Raw genomic sequence first — 26,056 nt, 5'->3', positions numbered from 1 at the left:
GTGACGGAATCATAACAACTCCCGCCTTAATTACCGCTGAACCCCAGGTTTTTACAGTTCATTTCGACCATCCGCCCCTCACCGCTGTCAGTCGAGCGGCGTCACGGCTATAATCTGCCGCTTTCCTCTTTGCCAAGACGCCCTGACCATGACTGAGTCCGTCCTTGACTACATGACCCGCCTGGGTCGCGCTGCCCGTCAGGCCTCGCGGTTGATCGCCCGTGCGAGTACCGCGCAGAAGAACCGAGCGCTGTTGGCCGCCGCCGACGCTCTGGATGCTTCGCGCGCAGGGCTCGCCGCCGCCAACGAACAGGACCTGGCCAACGGCCGCGCCAATGGGCTTGAGCCAGCTCTGCTGGATCGCCTGGCGCTGACCCCGGCGCGTATCGACGACATGATCGAAGGCCTGCGTCAGGTGGCCAAGCTGCCTGACCCCATCGGTGAAATCCGCGATATGCGTTACCTGCCGTCCGGCATCCAGGTTGGCAAGATGCGCGTGCCCCTGGGCGTGATCGGCATCATCTATGAGTCGCGCCCAAACGTGACCATCGACGCCGCAAGCCTGTGCCTCAAGTCGGGCAATGCCACCATCCTGCGTGGCGGTTCCGAGGCGATCAATTCCAACCGTGCCATCGCCACCTGCATTCAGCAGGGCCTGGCCGTGGCCGAGTTGCCGGCCGAGGTGGTGCAAGTGGTGGAAACCACTGACCGTGCGGCCGTTGGCGCGTTGATTACCATGCCTGAATTCGTCGACGTGATCGTACCGCGCGGTGGCAAGAGCCTGATCGAGCGCGTCAGCCGCGACGCCAAGGTGCCGGTCATCAAGCACCTGGACGGCGTGTGCCATGTCTACATCGACATTGCCGCCGACCTCGACAAGGCGATCCGCATCGCCGACAACGCCAAGACCCACCGCTACGCGCCGTGCAACACCATGGAGACCCTGTTGGTGCACGCCGGCATCGCCGAGCGCGTGCTGCCGCCGCTGGCTGCCATCTACCGCGACAAGGGCGTGGAGCTGCGCGGTTGCGAGCGTACCCGTGCGTTGCTGGGCGCGGACGTGATCGAGGCGACCGAAGAGGATTGGTACACCGAGTACACGGCGCCGATCCTGTCGATCCGCATGGTCGACGACCTGGATCAGGCCATCGAGCACATCAATAAATACGGTTCCAAGCACACCGACGCCATCGTCTCCGAGCATTTCAGCGATGCCCGGCGTTTCCTGACTGAAGTGGATTCCGCGTCGGTCATGATCAACGCCTCGACACGCTTTGCCGATGGCTTCGAGTACGGCCTGGGGGCGGAAATCGGCATCTCCACCGATAAGCTCCATGCACGCGGCCCGGTTGGCCTGGAAGGCCTGACCAGCGAGAAGTACGTGGTGTTCGGCGACGGTCATGTGCGCACTTGATGGGTAAACGCATCGGGTTGCTCGGCGGTACTTTCGACCCCGTGCACATCGGCCATTTGCGCAGCGCCCTGGAAGTCGCGGATGCCCTGGCATTGGACGAGTTGCGCCTGATGCCCAATTTCCGGCCGCCCCATCGCGATACGCCGCAGGTTTCAGCGCAGCAGCGCCTGGAAATGGTGCGCGTTGCCGTGGAAGGGATAACACCGCTGGTGGTGGACGATCGCGAACTCAAGCGCGATAAACCGTCCTACACTGTCGACACCCTGGAACTGATGCGCGCCGAGTTGGCCGCCGATGACCAATTGTTTCTGCTTTTGGGCTGGGACGCATTTTGCGGCCTGCCCTCTTGGCACCGCTGGGAGGAACTCCTCCAGCATTGCCACATCCTGGTTTTGCAACGCCCGGATGCCGACAGCGAACCGCCGGATGCCTTGCGCAACCTGCTGGCCGCGCGGTCGGTAAGTGACCCCTTGGCCCTGACCGGGCCAAACGGGAATATTGCATTCGTCTGGCAGACCCCGCTTGCGGTGTCCGCCACCCAGATCCGTCAACTGCTGGCCAGCGGTAAGTCGGTACGTTTCCTGGTGCCTGACGCGGTCCTGGCCTACATCGATGCGCACGGGCTTTACCGTGCGTCGAACTGAAAAGGCGCGCTTGTCGCTACGCACCGTCGTGCAGCGAGCGCCCGAACATACGAGCAAAACGAGTTTTATATGACGAACAAAGACGTAAGCAAAGTTAAGCGCAAAGGCACCTTCAAAAGCGCGCCGCTGCCGGTAGAAGCCCACGTTGGCCCGGAACTGGCTGGCGAAGAGCTGGTGAAAGTCGCCGTGGCTGCCCTGGAAGACGTAAAAGCCCAGGACATCCAGGTGCTGGACGTGCGCGACAAGCAGAGCATCACCGACTTCATGATCATCGCCACCGGTACCTCCAACCGCCAGATCGGCGCGATGCTGGACAAGGTTCGCGAAGCGGTCAAAGCCCAGGGCGTGAAGCCACTGGGTGAAGAAGGCAAGGGCGACAGCGACTGGGTGCTGCTGGACATGGACGACGTGATCGTTCACATGATGACCTCCAACGCTCGCCAGTTCTATGACCTGGAGCGTCTGTGGAAAGGCGCCGAGCAGAGCCGTGCCGCCGATGGCAAGCACCACAGCCCGGAAGTGGGCCACGCGCACTTCGACAAGCTCAACAAAGACCAGGAATAAGGAACGGCTGTGCGCCTGCGTCTGATCGCTGTCGGTTCACGCATGCCCAAGTGGGTGGAAGAAGGCTGGCACGAGTATGCCAAGCGTCTGCCTGCTGAGCTGTCGCTTGAGCTGGTGGAAATACCGCTCAATACCCGGGGCAAGAATGCCGACGTGGCGCGCTTTATCCGTCAGGAAGGCGAAGCCATGTTGGCCAAGGTCGGCCCCAACGAGCGCATCGTCACCCTTGAAGTGCACGGCAAGCCTTGGAGCACCGAGCAGTTGGCGGTGGAACTGGACCGCTGGCGCCTGGATTCGCGCACCGTCAACTTCATGGTCGGCGGTCCCGAGGGTCTGGCGCCGGAAGTCTGTGCGCGGGCCGATCAGCGCTGGTCGCTGTCGGCACTCACGCTACCGCACCCGTTGGTAAGGATTCTGATCGGTGAACAGCTGTATCGCGCCTGGACAGTTCTGTCCGGGCACCCTTACCACAAATAATCTGCGCCATTCCCGATGACCCAGCCGATCCGCATCAAGGACCACGAGAAAGACGCACGTCTTGTACGGGCGCGCGTGGTGTTTGGCGCGATCATGGTGGTGGCGCTGATTGGGGTGCTGATCGCGCGCCTGTATTACTTGCAGGTGATCCAGTACGAGTATCACTCCACCTTGTCGGAAAACAATCGGGTGCATGTGCAGCCGATCCCGCCGACCCGTGGGCTGATTTTCGACCGTAATGGCGTGGTGGTGGCGGATAACCGGCCCAGCTTCAGCCTGAGCATGACCCGCGAGCGTTCCGGCGACTGGCAGCAGGTCCTCGATGTGATTGTCGAGGTGCTGCAGCTCACGCCGGAAGACCGGGTGATTTTCGAGAAGCGCATGAAGCAGGGGCGCCGGCCTTTCGAGCCGGTGCCGATCCTGTTCGAGCTGAACGAAGAACAGATCGCCCGGATCGCGGTGAACCAGTTCCGCCTGCCGGGCGTGGAGGTGGTGGCGCAGTTGGTGCGCCACTACCCGCAGGGTGCGCACTTTGCCCACTCGGTCGGCTATATGGGGCGTATCAACGAGAAAGAGCTGAAAACCCTCGATCCGGTCAATTACAGCGGCACTCACCACATTGGCAAAACCGGCATCGAGCGCTTCTACGAGCCCGAACTGCATGGTCAGGTGGGGTACGAAGAGGTCGAGACCAACGCCCGTGGCCGCGTATTGCGCGTGCTCAAGCGTACCGATCCTTTGCCGGGCAAGGACATTGTGCTGAGCCTGGACATCAAGTTGCAGGAAGCCGCCGAAATGGCCCTGGGCGGTCGTCGCGGTGCGGTGGTGGCGCTGGACCCGAAGACGGGCGAAGTGCTGGCGATGGTCAGCCAGCCGAGTTTCGACCCCAACCTGTTTGTGACGGGCATCAGCTTCAAGGCCTACGCCGAGTTGCGCGACTCCATCGACCGGCCGCTGTTCAACCGCGTATTGCGCGGTCTGTATCCGCCGGGTTCGACCATCAAGCCAGCGGTGGCGATTGCCGGCCTGGATTCGGGTGTGGTCACCGCGTCGAGCCGGGTCTATGACCCCGGCTACTACATGCTGCCCAACTACGATCACAAATACCGTAACTGGAACCGCACCGGTGACGGCTATGTCGACCTGGATACCGCAATCATGCGCTCCAACGACACCTATTTTTATGACCTGGCCCACAAGCTGGGGATCGATCGCTTGTCGGCCTACATGGGCAAGTTCGGCCTCGGTCAGAAAGTCTCCTTGGACATGTTCGAAGAGTCCCCAGGCCTGATGCCTTCACGCGAGTGGAAGCGGGCGACGCGTCGCCAGGCGTGGTTCCCCGGTGAAACCCTGATTCTCGGCATTGGCCAGGGTTATATGCAGGCCACCCCGTTGCAACTGGCCCAGGCCACTGCGCTGGTGGCGAACAAGGGCGTGTGGAACCGCCCGCACCTGGCCAGGACCATCGAAGGCGAGAAGCCGGTGGATGAGAACCCGATTCCCGACATCGTCCTGCGTGACGCTTCCGACTGGGCCAAGGTCAATCACGGTATGCAGCAGGTCATGCACGGCGCCCGAGGCACCGCACGCAAGGCGGCGGTCGGTGCGCAGTACCGCATCGCCGGCAAAAGCGGTACCGCCCAGGTGGTCGCGATCAAGCAAGGTGAAAAATACGACCGCTCCAAGGTTCAGGAGCGCCACCGCGACCACGCCTTGTTCGTCGGTTTTGCCCCCGCCGATGACCCGAAAATCGTGGTGGCGGTGATGGTGGAGAACGGTGAGTCCGGCTCCGGCGTCGCGGCCCCGGTGGTGCGCCAAGTGATGGACGCCTGGCTGCTGGCCGCCGATGGCAGGCTCAAGCCCGAATATGGCGGCCCCCCTTCAAGCCCCGAGGTTACGGCCCGTGAAGAGTAATTTTGACCGCATCCTCTCCAGTGAGGATGTGATGCGTCGCCGTGCGACGTTGCTGCAACGCATGCACATTGATGGCCCGCTGCTGGTGCTGCTGCTGATATTGGCGGCCGGCAGTCTGTTCGTGCTGTATTCGGCCAGCGGCAAGAACTGGGACCTGCTGATCAAGCAAGCGTCGTCATTCGGCCTGGGCCTGTTGTCGATGGTGGTGATCGCCCAGCTCGAGCCGCGCTTCATGGCGCGCTGGGTACCGCTCGGTTATGTCGCCGGGGTATTGCTGCTGGTGGTGGTGGACGTAATGGGCCACAACGCCATGGGCGCAACCCGCTGGATCAACATCCCCGGGGTGATTCGCTTCCAGCCGTCGGAATTCATGAAGATCCTCATGCCGGCCACCATCGCCTGGTACCTGTCCAAGCGCACGTTGCCGCCCCAGCTCAAGCACGTGGCCATCAGTTTGTTGCTGATCGGCGTGCCGTTCATTCTTATCGTACGCCAGCCCGACCTCGGCACGTCGTTGCTGATCCTGGCGGGCGGCGCGTTCGTGCTGTTCATGGGGGGCTTGCGCTGGCGCTGGATTCTCAGCGTGCTGGCCGCTGCCGTGCCGGTGGCCGTGGCCATGTGGTTCTTCTTTATGCACGACTATCAAAAACAACGGATCTTGACGTTCCTCGACCCAGAGAGCGACCCGTTGGGCACTGGCTGGAACATCATCCAGTCGAAGGCCGCTATCGGTTCCGGCGGCGTGTTCGGCAAGGGCTGGCTGCTGGGCACCCAATCGCACCTGGACTTTTTGCCGGAAAGCCACACCGACTTCATTATTGCGGTGATGGGCGAGGAGTTCGGCCTGGTAGGCATTTGCGCGCTGCTGCTGATCTATCTGCTGTTGATCGGACGCGGGCTGGTGATTACCGCGCAGGCGCAGACGCTGTTCGGCAAGTTGCTGGCCGGCAGTCTGACCATGACTTTTTTTGTTTATGTTTTCGTCAACATCGGTATGGTCAGTGGCCTGCTGCCGGTGGTGGGCGTGCCGTTGCCATTCATTAGCTACGGCGGAACTTCGCTGGTGACATTGCTGTCAGCGTTTGGGGGTTTTGATGTCGATTCATACGCATCGCAAATGGATCGCACAGGTTTGAATAAGGTGAAGATGTCAATGCAAGTAATGCGCGGCTGGGCAACTCGGCATGCGTCCTGGATGGGCCTGATTGGGCTGCTGGGCGCGACGCAGGAGGTGCAGGCCGGTGACTACGATGGTTCACCTCAGGTTGCCGAATTTGTCGGTGAGATGACCCGCGACTACGGTTTCGCCGGTGAGCAGTTGATGGGCGTGTTTCGCGAAGCCCAGAAAAAGCAGGCCATCCTCGACGCCATCTCGCGCCCCGCCGAACGTGTGAAGCAGTGGAAGGAATATCGCCCGATGTTCCTCACCGACGCTCGCGTGGCGCGGGGTGTGGACTTTTGGCGCCAGCATGAGGCGGTACTCGCCCGCGCCGAACAGGAATACGGCGTGCCGGCCCAGGTGATTGTCGCGATCATCGGCATCGAAACCTTCTACGGGCGCAATACCGGCAGTTACCGGGTGATCGACGCCCTTGTCGACCCTGGGCTTCGATTACCCACCGCGCGCCGAGTTCTTCCGCAAGGAGCTGCGCGAATTCTTGTTACTGGCCCGCGAAGAGCAGGTCGACCCGCTGACCCTCAAAGGCTCCTACGCCGGTGCGATGGGCTTGCCGCAGTTCATGCCGAGCAGCTTTCGCGCCTACGCCGTGGATTTCGACGGCGACGGGCATATCAACATCTGGAGCAACCCGGACGACGCCATCGGCAGCGTGGCCAGCTACTTCAAGCGCCACGGCTGGGTTACCGGCGAACCGGTGGTGATTCGCGCCGATGTGACGGGCGAACGCGCCGATGAAGGCCTGACCCAGGGTATCGACCCGGTGAAGACCGTCGGGGAGTTGCGAGCGCTGGGCTGGTCGAGTCAGAATGCGCCACGCGATGATATGCCGGTAACGGCGTTCCGTCTCGAAGGCGAAAATGGCCCTGAATACTGGATGGGCCTGAAGAATTTCTACGCAATCACGCGTTATAACCGCAGTGTGATGTACGCCATGGCCGTGCATCAGCTGTCAGACGAGCTGGTTCAAGCACGGGGCAACAAGTAATGCGGGTATCGCCGTTCAAAAAACCGCTCAAGTTGGTGGCGTTCACCGCGTTGTCCTTGTTGATCGCCAGCTGCTCCACGACGCCGAACCGTGCGCCGGCCAAGAAGGCCGGCGGTGCCGTGGTCCGTGCCCAGCCAGGGCTGGACATCAACCGTGCGCACAAAGACGGCGCGCCGTGGTGGGATGTGGATGTGTCGAAGATTCCCGACGCCACGCCAACCTTGCACACCGGCCCCTACAAGGCCAACCCGTATACCGTGCTGGGTAAGAATTACTTCCCGCTGCAGGAATCCAAGACCTACGTGCAGTCGGGCACGGCGTCCTGGTACGGCACCAAGTTCCACGGCCAGAACACCGCCAACGGCGAAGTGTATGACCTGTACGGCATGAGCGCGGCCCACAAGACCCTGCCGCTGCCCAGCTATGTTCGCGTGACCAACCTGGACAACAACCGCACGGTGATTCTGCGGGTCAATGACCGTGGGCCGTTCTATTCGGACCGGATCATCGATTTGTCCTATGCCGCCGCGAAGAAGCTCGGTTACGCCGAAATCGGTACCGCGCGGGTCAAGGTCGAAGGCATCGACCCGGCGCAGTACTGGGCCCAGCGTGGCAAGCCGGCGCCGTTGATGCTCAACGAGCCCGCCACACCGCAACCGCAAGTGACGGCGTCGACCGGCAAGATCGAACAATGGACGCCGCCGCCCGCGCAGCATGCGCCGGACACGGTTGTCGTGCCCCATGCCGCGCCTGGTGCCTCCACCGTAGGCGGGCAGTACCTGCAAGTGGGCGCTTTCGCCAACCCGGATGCGGCAGAACTGTTAAGGTCCAAGCTCAGCGGCATGGTCAGCGCGCCAGTGTTTATCAGCTCCATCGTGCGTAACCAGCAAACCCTGCACCGCGTGCGCATGGGGCCGATCGGTTCGCCGGGTGAGGTTGCGCAAGTGCAGAACAGCGTGCGCCTGGCCAACCTGGGGTCGCCCAGCGTAGTCACTGCGGAATAAGCAATAAAGAATTGAAGGTTCAGGCGCGTGCGCGTGCCAGGGCCCTGGTTGTTGGCTCGTTGAACAATAAAAACCCAGGGGCAAGGGGTGAGCGGGCAACCGAACACGTGACAGTCTGGAAGCGGGCTGTCTGAATAGTTTTGCCCGCGAGGGCAAGTTTCCATAAGCAATTTCGAGAGACGGATGAACATCACCACCTTAGCCAAACGTACGTGCCTGCTTATCTCGCTGATCATCACCCCGGCCGCCTGGGCGGTTGAGATGGTGCCGGCTTCCCCGCAACTGGCCGCCAAGGCCTGGGTCCTCATGGATGCCGCCAGTGGCAACGTGCTGGTGGAGAACGGCGGTGACGTGCGTCTGCCGCCTGCCAGCCTGACCAAGCTGATGACTGCCTACATCGCGACCCTGGAAATCCGTCGCGGCCAGATCGGTGAAAACGATCCGGTCACCGTCAGCGAAAACGCCTGGCGTACCGGCGGTTCGCGGATGTTCATCAAGGTCGGCTCGCAAGTCACCGTCAGTGACCTGCTGCACGGCATCATCATCCAGTCCGGTAACGACGCCAGCGTGGCCCTGGCCGAGCACATCGCCGGCAGCGAAGACGCGTTCGCCGACATGATGAACAAGACGGCTGGCGATCTGGGCATGACCAACAGCCACTTCATGAACCCGACCGGCCTGCCGAACCCGGAGCATTACTCGTCGGCTCACGACATGGCGATCCTGGCCCGCGCAATCATCCGCGTCGACCCGGTGCACTACGCTATCTACTCCCAGAAGGAATTCTTCTGGAACAACATCAAGCAGCCTAACCGCAACCTGTTGCTGTGGCGCGACAAGACCGTCGACGGCCTGAAAACCGGCCACACCGACGAAGCCGGCTACTGCATGGTGTCGTCCGCGGTACGTGATGGCCAGCGCCTGATCGCTGTGGTCTTCGGCACCAACAGCGAGCAGGCCCGTGCGGCCGAAACGCAAAAGCTGCTGACCTACGGCTTCCGCTTCTTCGAAACCCAGACCTTCTACCAGAAGGGTGCTGAGCTGGCGACTGCGCCGGTCTGGAAGGGCGCGACCTCGCAGGTCAAGGCCGGCCTGGCTGACGACTTGACCCTGACCATGCCTAAAGGCCAGCTGAAAAAGCTCGCTGCCAGCATGACCCTGAACCCGCAATTGGTTGCGCCAATCGCCAAGGGTGACGTGATCGGTAAGGTTGAAGTGAAGCTGGACGACAAAGTCGTGCACAGCGCTGACCTGATCGCACTGGACGCTGTCGACGAAGGTGGTATCTTCCGCCGCGTGTGGGATAGCATCCGTCTATTCTTCTACGGCTTGTTCAACTGATTGTGTGCACCTGCAAAGCCCCGCGTTGATCCAGCGCGGGGCTTTGCCGTCGCCACGGCTTAGCGCTTACGAGGCTGTTCTGCCATGACCGATAAAGAAGTAGAAGTGAAGGCGCCAAAGATCGAATTCCCGGTGACGGATTATCCCATCAAGGTAATCAGTGATACCGGTGTCGGCCGTAAAGACTTGATCATTGAGATCGTGCGTAAACACGCAACGATCAACGATGAGCGCGTGGATGAGCGTTCCAGCTCGACCGGCAAATACACCACGATCCAGTTGCACATCATTGCGATTGATCAAGACCAGCTCTACAACATCAACAGCGAACTGCGGGCCACCGGCTTCGTGCACATGGTGTTGTGATGTCAGAGGTCCTGGGCTTTCGCGAGCTCGGCCGGATGGCTTACGAGCCGGTCTGGCACGCCATGCAGCGCTTTACCAACGAGCGCGGTAGCTCGGCACCGGATGAAATCTGGCTGGTCGAACACCCGCCGGTATTCACCCAGGGGCAGGCCGGCAAGGCCGAGCATCTGCTACTTCCGGGTGATATTCCGGTGGTGCAGGTCGACCGAGGGGGTCAAGTGACTTACCATGGGCCTGGCCAACTGGTGGCTTACCTGTTGCTGGATGTGCGCAAGCTGGGGTTTGGCGTGCGTGACTTGGTAAGCCGCATGGAGGCGTGCCTGATCGAGCTGCTGGCCAGCTACGGCGTGACCGCTGCGGCCAAGCCCGATGCACCGGGTGTGTACGTGGATGGCGCGAAAATCGCCTCCCTGGGGCTGCGCATTCGTCACGGTTGTTCCTTTCATGGCCTGGCCCTGAATGTGGACATGGACTTGGCGCCGTTTCGGCGGATCAACCCGTGTGGCTATGCGGGGCTTGCGATGACCCAGTTGAGCGATCATGCAACACCCATAGAATTTGCCGAGGTAAGTGCCCGGCTGCGCGCGCAGCTCGTCAAACACCTCGACTATGCTGAGCAGACGACCCTGACGGGCGGAATCGATTGATATGACTACTGATGTTGTGCAAACCATGATCCCGACGCTGGACGTTACCGAGCGTCCAGCCCCGGCCCCCGCGTGCCAAGGTGGAAGCCGGCGTCAAGCTGCGCGGCGCCGAGAAGGTTGCACGCATCCCGGTCAAGATCATCCCGACCACCGAACTGCCGAAAAAGCCTGACTGGATTCGCGTGCGCATCCCGGTCTCGCCGGAAGTCGACCGTATCAAGGCCCTGCTGCGCAAACACAAGTTGCACAGCGTGTGCGAAGAGGCATCGTGCCCGAACCTGGGTGAATGCTTCTCCGGCGGCACCGCCACCTTCATGATCATGGGCGACATTTGCACCCGTCGTTGCCCGTTCTGCGACGTGGGCCACGGCCGTCCGAAGCCGCTGGACGTCAATGAGCCAGAAAGCCTGGCCATCGCCATTGCCGACCTGAAACTCAAGTACGTGGTGATCACTTCGGTGGACCGTGACGACTTGCGTGACGGCGGTGCCCAGCACTTTGCCGACTGCATCCGCGAAATCCGCAAGCTGTCGCCGAACGTGATGCTCGAAACCCTGGTGCCCGACTACCGTGGCCGCATGGATGTAGCGCTGGAAATCACCGCCGCCGAGCCACCGGATGTGTTCAACCACAACCTGGAAACCGTTCCGCGCCTGTACAAGGCTGCGCGTCCGGGTTCGGACTACCAGTGGTCGCTGACCCTGCTGCAGAAGTTCAAGCAGATGATGCCGCACATTCCGACCAAATCCGGCTTGATGCTGGGCCTGGGCGAAACCGACGAAGAAGTCATTGAAGTCATGAAGCGCATGCGCGAACACGACATCGATATGCTGACCCTGGGCCAGTACCTGCAACCGTCCCGTAGCCACTTGCCGGTGCAGCGCTTCGTGCACCCGGACACCTTCGCCTGGTTCGCCGAGGAAGGTTACAAGATGGGCTTCAAGAACGTCGCCTCCGGCCCGTTGGTGCGCTCTTCGTACCATGCCGACGAACAGGCCAAGCTGGTCAAGGCAAGCCTGGTTTCGTAACACAGATCCAATGTGGGAGGGGGCTTGCCCCCGATTGCGGTGTGTCAGTCACGGGATGTACTGGCTGATCCAGCGCTATCGGGAGCAAGCCCCCTCCCACATTTCGTTCCGCGTCATTAGGGAGACCATGGATGAATGCCCCTGTACCCGCTTTGCGCCGCGAAGGCACCATCGGCCTGATCGCCCCCGCCGGCCCTGCCGCGCTGGATGTTGAAAAAGCCGGGCAGTGGATGCGCGCCCGTGGTTACGATTTGCGCATTTTTCCCGGTGTATATGAGCGCGACGGCTACCTGGCGGGCAGCGATCAAGTACGCCTCAACGACCTGCATGCCGCCTTCGCCGACCCTGGCATCGACGCCATTTTCTGCCTGCGCGGCGGCTACGGTACGCCACGTCTGCTCGACGCACTGGATTTCGACCTGTTGCGCGCGCACCCCAAGCCCCTTGTGGGCTACAGCGACATCACCGCCTTGCACCTGGCGATCAACCGCTACGCGGGCTTCGTCACTTTCCACGGGCCGATGCTCAATGCCGACTTGCTCGGTGGCAAGCAGCAACCTACCGAGTCCTCCCTGTTCAGCCTATTGCGCGGCCAGCTTGGCGCCGGCAGCCTGCTGACGCACCCGGTGGCCTACCCATTGACCACCATTGAGCCAGGCATCGCCTGCGGGCGCCTGCTGGGCGGCAACCTGTCGATGATCGCGGCGGTGATGGGAACTGCTTACGAAATCGACGCTGACGGCATCATTCTGTTTATCGAGGACGTCAACGAGCCGCTCTATCGCATCGACCGTTTGCTGACGCACCTGCGCCTGGCAGGCAAGCTCGATCAGGTTGCGGGTGTGTTGGTGGGGGATGTGGCCGGTGTGGATCAGGCGGGACTCGAGCGACTGTTGAAGCAGACCTTCGAACCGCTGTGCATTCCGGTGCTGTCCGGCTGGCGCAGTGGGCATTGCGATCCGAACCTGACGTTGCCGATGGGCGCGTTGGTGCGCCTGGATGCGGGGGAGCAGCAGGTGGTGTTGGAGCAGGATGTGGTGTTCAACCGCTGATTTTTTAGCGGCTGCTCAACCGCATCGGGGGCAAGTCGAATCGTCGCACCGCCCCTCCCACAGTCGATTGCATTCCAAATGTGGGAGGGGCGGTGCGACGATTCGACTTGCCCCCGATAGCGGTAGTTGCTTTAAGCAGATTTAGCGACCTTGCAGTGACTCCAACAACTTCACCGTCGGATACCCATCCGCCGGCCAGCCCAGCGCTTGCTGCGCCGCTCGAATCGCTTTGCGCGTATTGGCGCCGATGATCCCGTCAGCGTTGCCCGCGTCGTAGCCCTTGGCACTCAGCGCCGTCTGCAGATCGATACGTTGCGAGCGGCTCAGCGGCAGCTCGTCCTTCGGCCAGCTCCCGCGAATCACACCACCGCCACCGAACCGCTCCGACAGCAGGCCAACGGCCAGCGCGTACGACGACGAATTGTTGTACTTCAGGATCGCACGAAAGTTATCCAGGACCAGGAACGCCGGGCCACGGTAGCCGGCCGGCAATAGCAGGGCGGCGGACAGTTGCTCGACATTGGCAGGCAGGCTCGCGCCGGGCGGCAACTGGATGCCCAGTTTCAGCCATTCGGCGACGGTCTTGCGGATGCCGCCGTCGGCCAGGGAATAGTCGAAGCCTGAAGGCAGCGGCTGCACCTCAACGCCCCACGGCTGGCCTTTCTGCCAGCCGGAACTTTGCAGGTAATGGGCGGTGGAGGCGAGGGCGTCAGCCGGGCTGTTCCAGATATCGCGGCGACCGTCGCCGTCGAAATCCACGGCGTGGGTGTTATAGGTGGTAGGGATGAACTGGGTCTGGCCCATTGCGCCGGCCCAGGAGCCTTTCATCTGGTCGGCCTGGATATCGCCGTGCTGGATGATCTGCAGCGCCGCCAGCAACTGTGCCTGCGCGAACGCCGGGCGGCGGCCTTCATAGGCTAGGGTCGCGAGGGAGCGGATCACCGAGTTATTGCCCTGGAACTGGCCGAAGTTGCTCTCCATGCCCCACACCGAGACGAGTGCCTGGCGATCAACGCCGTAACGCTCTTCGATGCGCTGCAGGATATCGGCGTACTTGACCAGCAAGGCCTGCCCATTACGCACGCGCAGCGGCGACAGCGCGCCGTCGATGTATTCCCACACCGGGCGGGAAAACTCCGGCTGGCTGCGGTCGGCGCGAATTACCGCCATGTCCGGGGTAACGCCGGCGAAGGCGTTATCGAAGACGTCAGCCGTGATCCCGGCTTGCAGGGCTTGCGCACGGAAACCCGCCTGCCATTCGGCAAAGGTCTGGGTCGGTTGGATGTTCAGGTTGTCCACCGCCAACGGCGCAACGACGGCAGGCGCAACGGCCGGTGCAGTCTTGAGCGTGGGCAGGGGTTGAGCGTCCGCGGCGGTGGGTTTTTCCGCGCAGGCGACAAGCAGAATGAGGCTGGAGGCAGCGATCAATTGGCGAAGGTGCCAATGACGGGAAAGACGAGAGGGCATGCACAGGTCCAGGGGGTTACAAATCAAGTACAGACCTTATCATGCCAGAGGGGCGCTTGCCTTCAGGCAGCCAGAAAGTAAGAAGCCTCCCAGCTATTAGACTGGAAGGCTTCGCGGCGGTAGCTGCCTTTGCCCTTGCCGGCGCGTTCCTGACGGCTGCGGAACAGTGGCTGGGCGATGATGGATTTGGCCTTGTTCGGGCCATGCTTGGATGGCTTTTTGCTCATGGTGGGTCTCTCGTTTGGGTGGGTGGAGCGGCGAAAATAATCTGCCTATATAGCGGCGCTGTAAAGCCCGAGAATTGTAAACACAATCAAAATGTGGGAGGGGGCTTGCTCCCGATAGCGGTGTAACAGTCAATAAATCAGGTGACTGACACACTGCCATCGGGGGCAAGCAAGCCCCCTCCCACATTGTTCCGCAGTGTTGCTGAAAGAGGGGTTATTCGGCAGGCAACGTCAGGCGCTGGCCGGCCATCAACAGTGACAAGCGGCTCAGGCTCATCCAGGGCGAACCGGCCGCCTGGCCTTTGATCTGTGCGTCGATGCGCTGCGCTTCCAGCAACAGTTGCGCCCAGCGTTGCGCCGAGTGCCGTTGCAGGGCCTTGCTCATCAGGGGCTTGCGCTTGTCCCACACCGGTGGCCGGGCCTGGCTGAAGCATTTGTCCAGTGGCGTGCCCTGGCTGTATTGCAGCGCAATGTTAGCCAGCACCCGCAGTTCCCGGGCCAGGGCCCAGAGAATCACCGGCGGTTCCACACCCTCACCGCGCAGCCCTTCGAGCATGCGCAGGGCGTGGGCGGGTTCGCCGTTGAGGATCGCGTCCACCAGGCCGAACACATCGAAACGCGCACTGTCAGCCACCGCGCCTTGCACGGTTTCGACGGTGATCTGCCCGTCTTCGGCCATCAGCTTGAGCTTTTCGATCTCCTGGGCGGCAGCAAGCAGGTTGCCCTCGACCCTGGCGGCGATCAGCTCGACGGCATCCTGTGTAGCCGACAATCCAGACTGTGACAGGCGCTGGCGAATCCACTGCGGCAATTGGCTGCTGTCCACCGGCCAGATCTGAATGAACTGGGTCTGTGGGCCTTCCACCAGCGCCTTGCCCCATTTGGTTTTCTGCGCGCTGCCGTCAAGCTTGGGCAGGCTGACCAGCAGCACCGTGTCTTCAGCCGGGCGCGAGCAATATTCCATCAACGCTGCCGCGCCTTTGTCGCCGGGCTTGCCCGAGGGCAGGCGCAGTTCCAGCAGGCGTTTTTCGGCGAACAGCGACATGCTCGCGCCGGCTTGCAGCAACGTTCCCCAGTCGAAACTGGCGTCGGCACTGAATACCTGGCGTTCGTCGAAACCTTGCTGGCGCGCCGCGGTGCGAATGGCATCGGCGGCTTCCTGGCACAGCAACGGGTCATCGCCGCTGACAATGTAGACAGGCGCGAGACCACCTTGCAGGTGTTTGGCGAGTTGGGCGGGAGCGAGTTTCATAGGCAGGGCGAACGGGGCGCCTTGGGCGCCCCGTCTGGCTTACTCGACAGGCACTTCAACAGGCGACTGTTTCGGCGTGTTGTCTTCGTACTCTTGCGCGGCTTTCAGGGCATCGGCGTCAGCCTTGGCCTTGTTGTCGGCAACCTGCTGCAGCTCGGCCAGTTTTTCCGGAGTCAGCAGTTGCAGGCGAGTCATCATGCGCTGGACCAGCTCACGACGCATTTCCTTGCGCACCTGAAGGGTTTCGGAGTCCGAACCCACCAGGTTGTTGCCGTCGTGGCTCACGACTTTCTGGACCTGGATCTTGTCACCCATCAGCGGCAGGTGGTCGCGGCCTTGTACTTCGAAGTTGACGGTGGTGGTCAACTCGACGTCCGAGGCACGGCCGGCACTGGCGTAGCTGATGTTGCGCTGGGTTTCGCGCTCATCGACCAGGTCCAGTTTGTAGGTGGCGCCGGTATAGACGCGCACACCGCTGTTTTCCAGGGCCTGGCGCAGTTGCGTGACGGTTTCGCCGTAGGCGTTGCGTGCGCTGACGTCGAGTTCCTTGAGCGACAGTTCGTTGGTGCCGGTGCCGCGCAGCTGGAAGCCGCAAGCGCTCAACAGAACGGCCAGGCCCATTACCAGCAGATTGCGTTTGATCATGTTGTTGCTCCCCTTGAAACCAGGCGGGCCTTATCGAGGCCCTGAAGGTTTAGTTCGGCGCAGGGCTCAAGCCCTGCGCCCGATCCAATTTAGCTGGCGACGATATTGACCAGTTTTCCGGGCACTACGATCACTTTGCGGATCGTCAGGCCTTCGGTAAAGCGCAGCACGTTCTCGTTGCAGCGTGCAGCCGCTTCGACTTCTTCACGGCTGGCGCTGGCCGGCATGTCGATCTGGCCGCGCAACTTGCCATTGACCTGAATCACCAGTTGCAGCGTGTCCTGTACCAGCGCGCTGTCATCCTGCACCGGCCAGCGGGCATCGATGACGGCACCGCTGTGGCCCAGGCGGGCCCACAATTCGTGGCTGATGTGCGGCGTGATCGGCGCCAGCAGCAGGGTAACCGTTTCCAGGCCTTCCTGGATCAACGCGCGATCCTGTTCGGTGGTCTGCGCGGCTTTCTCCAGCACGTTCATCAGCGTCATCACCTGGGCGATGGCGGTGTTGAACTTGTGGTTCTGCCCTACGTCTTGGCTGGCCTGGCGGATAGCCAGGTGAATGCTGCGACGAACGGCTTTCTGCTCATCGTTCAAGGCCGCGACATCCAGCGTGCCCGGCACGCCCTGGCTGACGTGGGCATGGGCCAGGCGCCAGACGCGCTTGAGGAAGCGGTGCGAGCCCTCGACGCCGGAGTCGGACCATTCGGCGCTCATGTCGGGCGGCGAGGCGAACATCATGAACAGGCGGCAAGTGTCGGCGCCGAACTGATCGATCATCGATTGCGGGTCGACGCCGTTGTTCTTGGACTTGGCCATCTTCTCGGTGCCGCCGATTTCCACCGGCAGGCCGTCGGACTTGAGCTTGGCGCTGATGACCTTGGCTTTGCTGTCGCGTTCGAGCTCGACGTCCGCCGGGTTGAACCAGGTGTAGGCGCCATTGGCTTCGCGGCGATAGTAGGTATCGGCGATCACCATGCCCTGGGTCAGAAGGTTCTTGAACGGCTCGTCGGAGCTGACCAGGCCTTCGTCACGCATCAGCTTGTGGAAGAAGCGCGCGTACAGCAGGTGCAGGATGGCGTGTTCGATGCCGCCGATGTACTGGTCCACCGGCAACCAATGGTCGGCCGCGGATTTTTCGACCAGGCCACCTTCATAGTGCGGCGAGGCGTAACGGGCGTAATACCACGAGGACTCGACGAAGGTGTCCATGGTGTCGGTTTCACGCTTTGCAGGCTGGCCGCATTTCGGGCAACTGCACTCGTAGAACTCGGGCATGCGTGCCAGTGGCGAACCGGCGCCATCCGGCACCACGTCTTCGGGCAGCACCACCGGCAGTTGGTCTTCCGGCACGGGCACGTCGCCACAGCTTTGGCAGTGGATGATCGGGATCGGGCAGCCCCAGTAGCGCTGGCGGCTGATGCCCCAGTCGCGCAGGCGGAACTGGGTGCGCGAGGCGCCGAGGTTTTTCTTGATCAGCGCGACTTCGATGGCGTCGAACGCGCCCTGGAAGTCCAGGCCGTCGAACTCGCCGGAGTTGATCAGGGTGCCGTGTTCGCCGTAGGCATCCTGCCATGGGGCCGGGTTGGTCTCGCCCGAGCTGGTGCGAACCACGGACTTGATTGGCAAGCCGTATTGGGTGGCGAATTCGAAATCGCGTTCGTCGTGGGCCGGTACGGCCATGACCGCGCCGTCGCCGTAGTGCATCAGCACGTAGTTGGCGACCCAGACCGGCAGCTTCTCGCCAGTCAGCGGGTGCTCGACGAACAGGCCGGTCGGCAGGCCTTTTTTCTCCTGGGTCGCGACGTCGGCTTCAGCCACGCTGCCGCCTTTGCATTCAGCGATGAACGCCTGCAGCTCAGGGTTGTTCTGTGCGGCCTGGGTGGCCAGCGGGTGCTCGGCGGCCACGGCGACGTAAGTGGCGCCCATCAGGGTGTCGGGGCGGGTGGTGAACACCTTGAGTGCGCCCGCTTCGCCGATCGAGTCGACGTTGTACGGGAACTGCACTTCCATGCCCTTGGATTTGCCGATCCAGTTGCGCTGCATGGTCTTGACCTGTTCAGGCCAGCCCGGCAAGTCGTCGAGGCTCGACAAGAGTTCATCCGCGTAGGCAGTGATCTTGAAGTAGTACATCGGGATTTCGCGCTTTTCGATCAACGCGCCCGAGCGCCAGCCGCGACCGTCGATGACCTGCTCGTTGGCCAGTACGGTCTGGTCGACCGGGTCCCAGTTCACGGTGCCGCTTTTCTTGTAGATCACGCCTTTTTCGAACAGGCGAGTGAACAGCCATTGTTCCCAGCGGTAGTAGTCCGGCTTGCAGGTGGTCACTTCGCGGGACCAGTCCACCGCCAGGCCCAGGCTGCGCAGCTGGGTCTTCATGTAGGCGATGTTTTCGTAGGTCCACTTGGCGGGGGCCACGTTGTTTTTCATCGCGGCGTTTTCCGCCGGCATGCCGAAAGCGTCCCAACCCATGGGTTGCAGGACGTTCTTGCCGAGCATGCGCTGGTAGCGGGAGATCACATCGCCGATGGTGTAGTTACGCACGTGCCCCATGTGTAGCTTGCCGCTGGGGTAAGGGAACATCGATAGGCAATAGTAAGTCTCCTTGCCTGGCTGTTCGCTGACTTCAAAGGACTTCTGCTCGTCCCAGAAGGTTTGTGCGGCATTTTCTATTTCACGGGGCTGATATTGTTCGTGCATGGCTACTTTTGAACTGAATAAGGGTGGCCTATTCCTCTTCGGTGCATTGTCCGGGTTGTTCGACACCAGAAGCGGCGCGTGCGTGCCCAAACCCTGCGGGAAGTGGAGTTACAGGAAGCGCCGTAGCATACATGACCCCACTCTATCGAGGGAAACCCTGATTGCGCGAGCCAGGCCGTCTGTCGCGGCATCGGGCAGGCGCAGCCACGGGGGCTACGCTGTTTATTGGGGAGCAAGTATTTCTTCAATGAGGTGAGGGGATGGCTGAATCGCAGCGAACTTTAACGAAACCGCAGTTATATGAAGGACTGATCGACCGTTTGGGTCGGGCATTGGATGCCGCAAGAACCGCAGGCCGATTGCGTGGTGAACGGCCTCTGGAGCTGGAGTTGCGAGGCTTGAGCCAGGCGGAGCTTGAACTGATCAAGAACTACCTGGCGTTGCGTCACCCACGTGCCTCTCATGGGCAGGCCTCCCCGCCAGTCCAGGCGTCTTCTGGTTCGGCCAACGTCTTCTGGCTGAAGGACTTGGCGGCCGGTCGCGGCGCGGATAGGTTCCGGTCCGTACGGTGCAAGTGACCCCGCGTTATCCGCTACTTTGCAAAATGTGCTGGTAAGGATTGTTGCTGAACCCCGTTGCATCTAGGCTTCGGGCATCTTTGGAGATGCCCGATGCCTTTTCGTTATTTCATTAAACAATTGTTGTTGCCTCCCGGTATTTTCTTGCTGCTGCTGGCGCTTGCCTGGTGGTTTCGCCGCAGTCGTCCAAGGCTGGCGGGGTGTTGCTTTGCCTTGGGGTTGGGCGGGATGTGGTTGATCAGCCTGCCGGTGATGGTGCAGTGGGGCGCGCACGCCTTGGAAACCGTGCCGCCCCTGGCCCGTGATGACTGGGCGACGCTGGCCCAGCGCGCCGATGCGATTGTGGTGCTCGGCTCCGGTCGCGAACGCGGCGATATTGCGTGGGGCAGTGATCAACCCACCGGCATCGGCTTGGAGCGCCAGCGTTTCGCGGCGCGTCTGGCCAAGGCCTCCGGCTTGCCGGTGTTGACCACCGGTGGCTTGCACTACGGCACACCGCCCAGCGAAGCAGAGCTGATGGCCATGTCGATGCAGAATGATTTCGGCGTGAGCGTGCGCTGGAAGGAAGAGCGCAGCCGCACTACCTGGGAAAATGCGCAGATGAGTGCCGAGATTCTATTGCCGCAGGGCATCAAGCGCGTGGTGGTAGTGACCCAGGCCTGGCACATGCCGCGTTCGGTGTGGAGCTTCGAGAAGGCCGGCTTTACCGTGGTGCCAGCGCCGGTGGGTTTCCTGGGCGTGGACAATGCGCGTCCACTGGGCGGCTGGATGCCGGAGGTCAAGTCGGTGTGGCAGAGCGGGCAATTGATCAACGAGGCGGTGGGGCAGGTGGGGTATCGGTTGTTCTACAAATAGCGCCGAGCTACAAAATGTGGGAGGGGGTTGCCCCTAATTCCAGTCAGTTAAGCGAAAGTGATTCATTGTAGGAGCGAGCTTGCTCGCGAAAAATGCCCAGGCAACGCGCTCATTCTGGATAAACGCGGGGGGTCATGAGTGCTTCGCGAGCAAGCTCGCTCCTACAAAAAGCTCGGGGGCAAGCCCCCTCCCACAGTGGTTTTGTGTTTGATCTGTTAGACCGTTTTGGCCATTCGGGCCGCCAGCAGCGCCCAGCCGAACAACAGCACGCACACGATGATCAACGGCCACGACCGCCATTGCAGGTAGGGCGTGAGGTTGTGCATCGGTACCACGTCACCGTAGAGAATGCCGCGCTCGAACTGCGGGATCTGTGCGGTGATCTGCCCAAACGGGTTGATCAGGCCGGTCACGCCGTTGTTGGTGGCGCGGATCATCCAGCGGCCGGCTTCCAGCGCACGCATCTGCGCCATCTGCAGATGCTGCAGCGGGCCGATGGAGCGGCCGAACCACGTATCGTTGCTGATCGTAAGCAGCAGGTCGCTCTGGGCCGACAGGCCGGCGGCGAACTCCGGGTACACCACTTCATAGCAGATGAACGGCGCAATCTGATACCCCTTGGCCTGGAGCATCGGCTGGTCTGAAGGGCCGCGGGCGAAGTCTGACATCGGCAGGTCGAAGAAGGCGATCAACCCGCGCAACATATCCTGCAAGGGCACGTACTCACCGAAGGGCACCAGCTTTTGCTTGAGGTAGGTGCCGTCACCTTCGCCAACCACGGTGATGCCATTGAAGTAACGCTTTTCATGGCGCACCTCCTGACGAATCGGTACCCCGGTGATCAGCGCGGTATTACGGCCGGCGGCGAACTTGCCCATCATGCCCAGATAACCTTCGACCGACTCCTTGAGCACCGGTACGGCGGTTTCCGGCCACACCAGCAAGTCGACGCGCTTGGAGCTCAAGCTCATGTCGCGGTACAGCGCCAACTGCGCATTGAGCTGATCCGGGTCCCACTTCATGCTCTGTTCGACGTTGCCTTGAATGGCGGCCACGCTCAGCGGCGGGCCGGAAGGCGAGGTCCAGGCGTGATGCTTGAGCGCCAGGCCAATGGCCCAGGGCGCAACGAGCAGCACTAAGCCTGCGGCGATGAAGCTGTTGCGCTTGCTTGCCAACAGGCGCGGCAGATTGCACAGCACGGCGGCCGTCAGCGCCAGGGCGAACGAAATCAGCCACATCCCGCCCAGGGGGGCGAGACCGCTGAGCGGGCCGTCGAGTTGACTGTAGCCGGAGTACAACCACGGAAAGCCGGTGAGGAACCAGCCACGAAACGCTTCCTGGCCGACCCACAGCGCTGCGAAGGTGAGCGCATCGGCCAGCGGTGCTTCATTGCGGCGCAGCCAGCGCGCCCACAGCCAGGCGGGCAGGGCGAAGAACCAGGCGATGGCGGCGGTGAACAACAGCATCAAGAAACCCGCCAGCAGCACCGAAGCGCCGCCGAAGTGGTGGATGCTGTAGTAGATCCAGCTGGTGCCCGCGCCAAACAGGCCAAATCCGAAACACCAGCCGCGGCCCAGGGCCTGACGGGGTGTCAGCTCACGCAGGCCGATATAGAACACACCAACCGCCACCAGCGCCAGCGGCCAGATGTCAAACGGCGCCAGCGCCAGGGTGGTAATGGCGCCGGCCACCACGGCCAGCAAGTTACCGGGCCAGCCGGGTGCAATCATACGGCGCATGTCAGTCCTTAGCGGGCAATCGGAGTCAGGCGAATCAGATGGATGCGACGGCTATCGGCATTCAGGATGCGGAAACGATACGCGCCGATTTCGGTGGTTTCGTTACGCTTGGGCAGATGCCCGAACGCACTCATCACCAGGCCGCCGACGGTGTCGAATTCATCGTCGGAAAATTCGCTGTCGAAGAACTCGTTGAAGTTCTCGATAGGCGTCAATGCCTTGATCAGGAAGTCACCGCTGGGCAGTGGCTTGATGTAGCTGTCTTCTTCAACGTCGTGCTCGTCTTCGATGTCGCCGACGATCTGTTCCAGTACGTCTTCGATGGTCACCAGGCCCGCCACTCCACCGTATTCGTCGATCACGATGGCCATGTGGTTGTGGTTGGCGCGAAATTCGCGCAGCAGCACGTTCAGGCGCTTGGACTCCGGCACGAAGGTGGCCGGGCGCAGCAGGTCCTTGATGTTGAAGCTGTCGCCGTTCTCCTTGAGGATCAGCGGCAACAGGTCCTTGGCCAACAGGACGCCCATGACGTCGTCATGGCTTTCGCCGATCACCGGGTAGCGCGAGTGCGCCGAGTCGATCACGGCCGGGAGGAATTCCCGAGGGGTCTGGGTCGCCTTGATGCTGATCATCTGCGAACGCGGCACCATGATGTCGCGTACTTGCAGGTCAGCGACCTGGATGGCGCCTTCAACGATGGCCAGCGCTTCGCTGTCCAGCAACTTGTTCTGATGGGCCTCGCGCAGCAGCTCCAGCAGCTCCTGGCGGTTTTTCGGCTCGTGGGCAAAAGCCTGGGTCAATTTACCCAGCCATGACTTTTGCCCGTTGCTCGATCGGTCTTCGCTCATAGCGATTACTCTAAATCCTTGATTGTTTCAGTTGAGTGTCGATTGGTTTTCGTCGTCTGCATACGGGTCGCGATGGCCCAGTTCTGCAAGCAACGTTCGTTCCAGTGCTTCCATTTCCTCGGCTTCGTCATCGTCTATATGGTCGTAACCCAAGAGATGCAAGCAGCCATGGATGACTAGATGGGCCCAGTGGGCCTCGAGTTCCTTTTCTTGCTCCTGCGCCTCACGCTCCACTACCGCAACACAGATCACCAGGTCGCCCAGCAGCGGGATATCCAGGAACTCGTCGGGCACGTCGGCGGGGAATGACAGCACGTTGGTCGCGTAGTCTTTCTGGCGCCAGGTGTGATTCAGCTCACGACCTTCGGGCTCGTCCACCAGACGAATGGTCAGCTCCGAATCGGCGGTGCGCTGGCGCAAGGCCAGCTCACACCACTGACGGAACCGGGCTTCGCTGGGCGCGGCCGCTTCGGTGGCCAGTTGCAGGTCAAGCTCAAGCATCGCGGCGTACGTCCTTCGACAGGCCGTCGTCGCGGTGTTCGAAACGCTCGTAGGCCTCGACAATGCGCTGCACCAGTGGGTGGCGCACCACGTCCTTGGGCATGAAATGCGTAAAGCTGATGCCTGGCACGTCCTTGAGCACTTCGATCACCTGGCCCAGGCCTGACTTGGTGCCCTTGTGGCAGGTCGACCTGGGTGATGTCGCCGGTGATCACGGCCGTGGAGCCGAAACCGATACGGGTCAGGAACATCTTCATCTGTTCGACGGTGGTGTTCTGGCTTTCGTCGAGAATGATGAAGCTGTTGTTCAAGGTACGACCACGCATGTACGCCAGCGGAGCGATTTCAATCACCTGGCGTTCGATCAGCTTGGCTACGTACTCAAAGCCCAGCATCTCGTAGAGTGCGTCGTAGAGCGGACGCAGGTACGGGTCGATCTTCTGCGCCAGGTCGCCAGGCAGGAAGCCGAGCTTTTCGCCCGCCTCGACGGCCGGGCGCACCAGCAGGATGCGACGCACCTGTTCGCGCTCCAGGGCATCGACCGCACAGGCCACGGCCAGGTAGGTCTTGCCGGTACCGGCCGGGCCGATGCCGAAGTTGATGTCGTTGCCGAGGATTTCCTTGACGTACTTCTGCTGATTCAAGCCGCGTGGGCGAATCATGCCTTTCTTGGTACGCAGGGCCACGCTGGCTTCGGCTACGGGGTTGTTGGCCAGGTCTTCCACGGCGGATTCCTGCAGGTACAGGTGCACCGTTTCCGGCGACAGCTCACTGCCCTTGGTTTCGCGGTAGAGACGACGCAGCAGGTTTTCCGCGGACGTGGTGTGGTGGGGTTCACCAATGAGCTCGAACTGATTGCCGCGGTTGCGGATCTCGATGCTCAGGCGTTGTTCGATCAGGCGCAGGTGCTCGTCGAACTGTCCGCACAGGTTGGCGAAACGGCGAGCCTCAAACGGCTCGAGGAGAAAACGATGGGGTTCTGCTGTAGGTGCGTTCAAGGTCGCTTTTAGCCGCCCTTTGGCTGTTGAGGTGAAAGAGAGAATAACGCCAGGCGTCGGTGTGCGAAAGCACTTACGTTATCGGAATGCTGCACGGTCCCAGTGTGGGAGGGGGCTTGCCCCCGATAGCGGAGTGTCAGGCAACTGATGTGTGTCTGATGTACCGCTATCGGGGGCAAGCCCCCTCCCACATTTGAATGGCGTTGACATGACGGTTATTGCACCAGAGACCCACGCAACGAGTGCGGCTGGGCCGCGTCGATGTGCACATCGGCAAACTGGCCGATCAGGGTCGGGTTATCGCAGCGGAAGTTGACGATGCGATTGTTCTCGGTGCGACCCTGCAATTCGCCAGGATCCTTCTTCGAATAATCGGTCACCAGGATGCGCTGGATCGAACCGACCATTTGTCGGCTGATCTCGAAACCCTGCTGGTTCAGGCGATGTTGCAGCGCATTCAAACGTTCCTTTTTCAGCGCTTCCGGGGTTTCGTCCAGCAGGTCGGCCGCTGGCGTGCCTGGGCGTTGGCTGTAGACAAACGAGTAAGAGAAGTCGAAACCCACGTCCTCGATCAGCTTCATGGTCTGCTGGAAATCCTTCTCGGTCTCGCCAGGGAAGCCGACGATGAAGTCCGAGCTGATGCAGATGCCTGGCACGGCGGCGCGCAATTTGCGCAGCTTGGATTTGTACTCCAGGGCCGTATGGTTGCGCTTCATCGCTGACAGGATGCGGTCCGAGCCCGACTGCACCGGCAGATGCAGGTGCTTGACCAGCTCCGGCACTTCGGCGTGGGCCTGGATCAGGCTGTCGGAGAACTCCAGCGGGTGCGACGTGGTGTAGCGGATGCGCTCGATGCCCTCGACGGCGGCGACCACACGGATCAACTCCGCGAGGTCGGCCAGACGGCCATCGTCTGTCAGGCCACGGTAACCGTTGACGTTCTGGCCCAGCAGGGTCACTTCACGCACGCCGTTTTCGGCCAGGTGGATGATTTCCGCCAGCACATCGTCAAACGGTCGGCTGACTTCTTCGCCGCGGGTGTAGGGCACTACGCAGAAGGTGCAGTATTTGCTGCAGCCTTCCATCACCGACACGTAGGCGCTTGGCCCATCGATGCGCGGCTCGGGCAAATGGTCGAATTTTTCGATTTCGGGGAACGACACGTCCACTTGCGGCAACTTGGTGGCGCGCGCGGCGTCGATCATTTCCGGCAGGCGGTGCAGCGTCTGCGGGCCGAAGACCACATCGACGTAGGGCGCGCGGTCGCGGATCGCGGCGCCTTCCTGACTGGCCACGCAACCGCCGACGGCGATCACCATGTCCGGGTTGGCCAGCTTCAATTCGCGCCAGCGGCCCAGCTGCGAGTACACACGGTCCTGGGCTCGTTCGCGGATCGAGCAGGTATTGAGCAGGATCACGTCGGCATCTTCGGCGCGGGCGGTGACTTCCAGGGCCTGGTGTTCGCCCAGCAGATCAACCATGCGCGAGCTGTCGTACTCGTTCATCTGGCAACCGTGGGTTTCGATGTAAAGCTTCTTGGCCATGGGAATCGTCAACTGGTGGTAAAGAACCGCGCATTATAGGGGGCATGCCCATTGGTTCCTAGCGCTGTGCATCGGGTGCCATGCTATAGT

At 61.6% G+C, this 26,056-nt stretch carries 22 protein-coding genes and 3 pseudogenes; 15 read left to right on the top strand and 10 right to left on the bottom strand.

The genetic code is table 11. The features are described 5' to 3' along the window. Positions 1–148 precede the first annotated feature (148 nt). The 13 genes and pseudogenes from QF045_RS27030 (at position 149) to QF045_RS26970 (ending at position 12,616) form a co-directional block, all read left to right on the top strand. Positions 149–1,414 carry a glutamate-5-semialdehyde dehydrogenase gene (locus tag QF045_RS27030; protein WP_306494765.1) on the top strand — a complete coding sequence of 422 codons (1,266 nt, stop codon included), beginning with the start codon at positions 149–151 and terminating at the stop codon, positions 1,412–1,414. Further along, the gene (gene nadD, locus QF045_RS27025; protein WP_306494764.1) at positions 1,414–2,058 is read left to right on the top strand and encodes a nicotinate-nucleotide adenylyltransferase; all 645 of its coding nucleotides are present in this window, start codon (positions 1,414–1,416) and stop codon (positions 2,056–2,058) included. The genes QF045_RS27030 and nadD overlap by 1 nt, the downstream gene beginning before the upstream one ends. 69 nt (positions 2,059–2,127) lie before the next feature. Next, positions 2,128–2,622 (top strand): ribosome silencing factor, encoded by a 495-nt coding sequence (gene rsfS / locus QF045_RS27020; RefSeq protein WP_003176298.1) that lies wholly within the window; start codon positions 2,128–2,130, stop codon positions 2,620–2,622. 9 nt (positions 2,623–2,631) lie between these two features. Beyond that, positions 2,632–3,099 carry a 23S rRNA (pseudouridine(1915)-N(3))-methyltransferase RlmH gene (gene rlmH, locus QF045_RS27015; protein ID WP_003176297.1) on the top strand — a complete coding sequence of 156 codons (468 nt, stop codon included), beginning with the start codon at positions 2,632–2,634 and terminating at the stop codon, positions 3,097–3,099. Between the two features lie 15 nt (positions 3,100–3,114). Further along, entirely contained in the window at positions 3,115–5,013 is a 1,899-nt protein-coding gene (gene mrdA, locus QF045_RS27010) for a penicillin-binding protein 2 (RefSeq protein WP_306494763.1), read from the top strand. A 31-nt stretch (positions 5,014–5,044) separates the two neighbouring features. Continuing rightward, positions 5,045–6,149, top strand: a pseudogene (rodA, locus tag QF045_RS27005) (rod shape-determining protein RodA). A gap of 17 nt (positions 6,150–6,166) precedes the next feature. After that, positions 6,167–7,178 (top strand): annotated as a pseudogene (gene mltB / locus QF045_RS27000) (lytic murein transglycosylase B). Further along, positions 7,178–8,182 carry a septal ring lytic transglycosylase RlpA family protein gene (locus QF045_RS26995; protein ID WP_306494762.1) on the top strand — a complete coding sequence of 335 codons (1,005 nt, stop codon included), beginning with the start codon at positions 7,178–7,180 and terminating at the stop codon, positions 8,180–8,182. The pseudogene mltB and the gene QF045_RS26995 overlap by 1 nt, the downstream one beginning before the upstream one ends. Before the next feature lie 183 nt (positions 8,183–8,365). Continuing rightward, positions 8,366–9,523: a D-alanyl-D-alanine carboxypeptidase family protein gene (locus QF045_RS26990; protein WP_124388345.1), complete on the top strand. Its 1,158-nt coding sequence runs from the start codon at positions 8,366–8,368 to the stop codon at positions 9,521–9,523. An 84-nt stretch (positions 9,524–9,607) separates the two neighbouring features. Beyond that, positions 9,608–9,889 carry a DUF493 domain-containing protein gene (locus QF045_RS26985; protein ID WP_124388344.1) on the top strand — a complete coding sequence of 94 codons (282 nt, stop codon included), beginning with the start codon at positions 9,608–9,610 and terminating at the stop codon, positions 9,887–9,889. Continuing rightward, positions 9,889–10,536 carry a lipoyl(octanoyl) transferase LipB gene (lipB, locus tag QF045_RS26980; protein WP_306494761.1) on the top strand — a complete coding sequence of 216 codons (648 nt, stop codon included), beginning with the start codon at positions 9,889–9,891 and terminating at the stop codon, positions 10,534–10,536. Before QF045_RS26985 ends, lipB begins: the two co-directional genes overlap by 1 nt. Before the next feature lie 80 nt (positions 10,537–10,616). After that, positions 10,617–11,564, top strand: a complete 948-nt coding sequence (lipA, locus tag QF045_RS26975; protein WP_306494760.1) for a lipoyl synthase — start codon at positions 10,617–10,619, stop codon at positions 11,562–11,564. Positions 11,565–11,695: 131 nt separating this feature from the next. Beyond that, the gene (locus QF045_RS26970; protein WP_306494759.1) at positions 11,696–12,616 is read left to right on the top strand and encodes an LD-carboxypeptidase; all 921 of its coding nucleotides are present in this window, start codon (positions 11,696–11,698) and stop codon (positions 12,614–12,616) included. A gap of 141 nt (positions 12,617–12,757) precedes the next feature. On the opposite strand, the gene QF045_RS26965 is transcribed toward QF045_RS26970, so the two are convergent. The 5 genes from QF045_RS26965 to leuS all read right to left on the bottom strand — a co-directional run bounded on the left by QF045_RS26965 (position 12,758) and on the right by leuS (position 18,903). Next, entirely contained in the window at positions 12,758–14,083 is a 1,326-nt protein-coding gene (locus QF045_RS26965) for a lytic murein transglycosylase (RefSeq protein ID WP_306494758.1), read from the bottom strand. 62 nt (positions 14,084–14,145) lie between these two features. Continuing rightward, entirely contained in the window at positions 14,146–14,310 is a 165-nt protein-coding gene (arfA, locus tag QF045_RS26960; protein ID WP_003176285.1) for an alternative ribosome rescue factor ArfA, read from the bottom strand. A 214-nt stretch (positions 14,311–14,524) separates the two neighbouring features. After that, positions 14,525–15,562 (bottom strand): DNA polymerase III subunit delta, encoded by a 1,038-nt coding sequence (gene holA, locus QF045_RS26955; RefSeq protein WP_124388338.1) that lies wholly within the window; start codon positions 15,560–15,562, stop codon positions 14,525–14,527. Positions 15,563–15,601: 39 nt separating this feature from the next. Further along, positions 15,602–16,207 (bottom strand): LPS assembly lipoprotein LptE, encoded by a 606-nt coding sequence (gene lptE, locus QF045_RS26950; protein WP_306494757.1) that lies wholly within the window; start codon positions 16,205–16,207, stop codon positions 15,602–15,604. 89 nt (positions 16,208–16,296) lie between these two features. Next, positions 16,297–18,903, bottom strand: a complete 2,607-nt coding sequence (gene leuS / locus QF045_RS26945) for a leucine--tRNA ligase (protein ID WP_306494756.1) — start codon at positions 18,901–18,903, stop codon at positions 16,297–16,299. Between the two features lie 260 nt (positions 18,904–19,163). Here leuS and QF045_RS26940 point away from each other — a divergent pair, with 260 nt between their 5' ends. Then, positions 19,164–19,481, top strand: coding sequence for a hypothetical protein (locus QF045_RS26940; protein WP_306494755.1), 318 nt, complete (start codon positions 19,164–19,166; stop codon positions 19,479–19,481). A gap of 93 nt (positions 19,482–19,574) precedes the next feature. Further along, positions 19,575–20,336: a YdcF family protein gene (locus tag QF045_RS26935; protein WP_306494754.1), complete on the top strand. Its 762-nt coding sequence runs from the start codon at positions 19,575–19,577 to the stop codon at positions 20,334–20,336. Positions 20,337–20,551: 215 nt separating this feature from the next. Here the strand turns inward: QF045_RS26935 and lnt are convergent, their stop codons facing one another. From lnt to miaB, 5 genes and pseudogenes are all read right to left on the bottom strand, one after another. Further along, positions 20,552–22,075: an apolipoprotein N-acyltransferase gene (lnt, locus tag QF045_RS26930; RefSeq protein ID WP_306494753.1), complete on the bottom strand. Its 1,524-nt coding sequence runs from the start codon at positions 22,073–22,075 to the stop codon at positions 20,552–20,554. An 8-nt stretch (positions 22,076–22,083) separates the two neighbouring features. Next, complete coding sequence (locus QF045_RS26925; RefSeq protein ID WP_010206772.1) at positions 22,084–22,923, bottom strand: HlyC/CorC family transporter; 840 nt, start codon at positions 22,921–22,923, stop codon at positions 22,084–22,086. 27 nt (positions 22,924–22,950) lie between these two features. Next, entirely contained in the window at positions 22,951–23,424 is a 474-nt protein-coding gene (ybeY, locus tag QF045_RS26920; RefSeq protein ID WP_306494752.1) for an rRNA maturation RNase YbeY, read from the bottom strand. After that, positions 23,417–24,422: pseudogene (locus QF045_RS26915) on the bottom strand (PhoH family protein). The gene ybeY and the pseudogene QF045_RS26915 overlap by 8 nt, the downstream one beginning before the upstream one ends. Before the next feature lie 215 nt (positions 24,423–24,637). Beyond that, positions 24,638–25,966 (bottom strand): tRNA (N6-isopentenyl adenosine(37)-C2)-methylthiotransferase MiaB, encoded by a 1,329-nt coding sequence (gene miaB / locus QF045_RS26910; protein ID WP_306494751.1) that lies wholly within the window; start codon positions 25,964–25,966, stop codon positions 24,638–24,640. Positions 25,967–26,056 lie beyond the last annotated feature (90 nt).

Origin of the sequence: Pseudomonas sp. W4I3, from assembly GCF_030816195.1 — a bacterium.
Taxonomy (GTDB): domain Bacteria; phylum Pseudomonadota; class Gammaproteobacteria; order Pseudomonadales; family Pseudomonadaceae; genus Aquipseudomonas.
This window is presented reverse-complemented; position numbering and strand designations above follow the sequence as displayed.